Annotated in this window: 1 protein-coding gene and 1 pseudogene; both read left to right on the top strand. The window is 68.9% G+C overall.

The annotated features are described in order from the left end of the window. Positions 1 to 327: pseudogene (locus ACFZBX_RS36885) on the top strand (polyketide synthase); the annotation flags it as partial. Between the two features lie 42 nt (positions 328 to 369). After that, on the top strand, positions 370 to 2,117 hold a 1,748-nt coding region (locus ACFZBX_RS36880), incomplete at its 3' end, for a type I polyketide synthase (protein ID WP_391538192.1).

Below are 2,117 nucleotides of genomic sequence, written 5' to 3'. Positions count from 1 at the left end.
ACCGGACTCCGCCTCCCCACCACCCTCATCTTCGACCACCCCACACCCACCGCCCTCGCCACCTACATCCACACCCACATCCCCACCACCACGGACAAGCCGGAAACGGCGCCCTCCGATTTCTTCGCACAGCTCGGAGAGATCGACGCGGATCTGCTGGTGAAGACCCTCGACACCGAGGCCCGGGCGCACGCCACGTCCCAACTGCAGCGCCTCCTGGCCAAGCTGGGAGAGAGCTCCACGACCGCCGACGTCGCGCAGAAAATCGACTCCGCGTCGGACGATGAGATCTTCGACTTCATCGACAAAGAGTTCGGCATTTCCTGACCGCACGTATCGACAAATCCAGCCCAGAGGAACGAATCTGTCATGGAAAACGAAGAGAAGCTCCGCGGCTACCTCAAGCGGGTCACGTCGGAACTGCACCAGGCACGCCAGCGGCTGGTCAAGTTGGAGTCGAACCAGCAGGAGCCGATAGCCATCGTGGGAATGGCCTGCCGGATGCCGGGGGACGTGTCCTCCCCGGAGGAGCTTTGGGAACTGCTCGCATCCGGAAGCGACGCGATCGTCGAATTCCCGAACGACCGCGGCTGGGATGTCGAAGGACTCTACGATCCCGATCCCGAGACCCCCGGGAAGTCCACCGTCCGGCACGGCGGTTTCATGCGCGACGTCAGCGGCTTCGACACCGAGTTCTTCGGGATCAGCCCGCGCGAGGCGCTGGCCATGGACCCCCAGCAGCGCCTGCTGCTCGAATGCGCGTGGGAGACCTGCGAGCGCACCGGAATCGACCCGGCCACCCTGCGCGGCAGCCGCACCGGGGTGTTCGCCGGGGTGATCTCCCAGCCCTATGCACCGCCCTTCCACCAGACTCCGCAGGAGGTCGAAGGGTTTCTGCTGACGGGCAGCACCACCAGCGTGGCCTCCGGGCGGGTCGCCTATGCGCTCGGCCTCGAAGGCCCGGCCATCACCGTCGACACCGCCTGCTCCTCCTCCCTGGTCACCCTGCACCTCGCCGGCCAGGCCCTGCGCAACAACGAGTGCGACCTCGCCCTCGCCGGCGGAGTCACCGTGCTGTCCGGGCCGGACGAATTCGTCGAGTTCAGCAAGCAGCGTGGCCTCTCACCCGACGGCCGCTGCAAGCCGTTCGCGGCGGGTGCGGACGGCACGGGCTGGGCCGAGGGTGTCGGCCTGGTCATGCTGGAGCGGCTGTCGGACGCCCAGCGCAACGGGCACACGGTGCTGGCGCTGATGCGGGGCAGTGCCGTCAACCAGGACGGTGCGAGCAACGGACTCACCGCGCCCAACGGCCCCTCCCAGGAACGGGTGATCCGCCAGGCCCTGGCCAGCGCAGGTCTGACCACCGATCAGGTGGACGCCGTCGAGGCGCACGGCACCGGAACCCGGCTCGGCGACCCCATCGAGGCCCACGCCCTCCTGGCCACCTACGGCCAGGACCGCCCTGCCGACCAGCCGCTGCACCTCGGCTCGATCAAGTCGAACATCGGCCACACCGCCGCAGCGGCCGGCGTCGCGGGCGTCATCAAGATGATCCTGGCCATGCAGCACGGTGCCCTGCCGCAGTCCCTTCACATCGACGAGCCGACCCCGCATGTCGACTGGACCGCTGGCAACATCAGCCTGTTGACCGAGCAGACCCCGTGGCCGGTCACCGACCACCCCCGCCGCGCCGCCGTCTCCTCCTTCGGCATCAGCGGCACCAACGCCCACCTCATCCTCGAAGAAGCCCCCACCACGGACATCAGTGATCCGGAGGAGGTGACCGTCGAGGGCCCGAGTGTCTGGCTGCTGTCGGGCAAGTCGGCCGGCGCGCTGGCCGACCAGGCGGACCGACTGCACACCTTCGCCGCCGATCGCCCCGACGTCGATGCCCGTGACATCGCCCATGCCCTGGCGACCACCCGTACCGCGTTCGAGCACCGTGCCGCCGTCATCGCCCACGACCGCGGCGAACTGCTCGACGCACTCGCCGCGCTGAAGGAGGGCCGGCCCTCACCCCATCTGGTGACCGGTCCCGTCGGCCAGCGGGTGCAGGGACGGGGGAAGACCGCGTTCGTGTTCCCCGGTCAGGGCTCGCAGTGGGTCGGCATGGGCCG

Source organism: Kitasatospora sp. NPDC008115 (genome assembly GCF_042957205.1).
Lineage (GTDB): Bacteria > Actinomycetota > Actinomycetes > Streptomycetales > Streptomycetaceae > Kitasatospora.
This window is presented reverse-complemented; position numbering and strand designations above follow the sequence as displayed.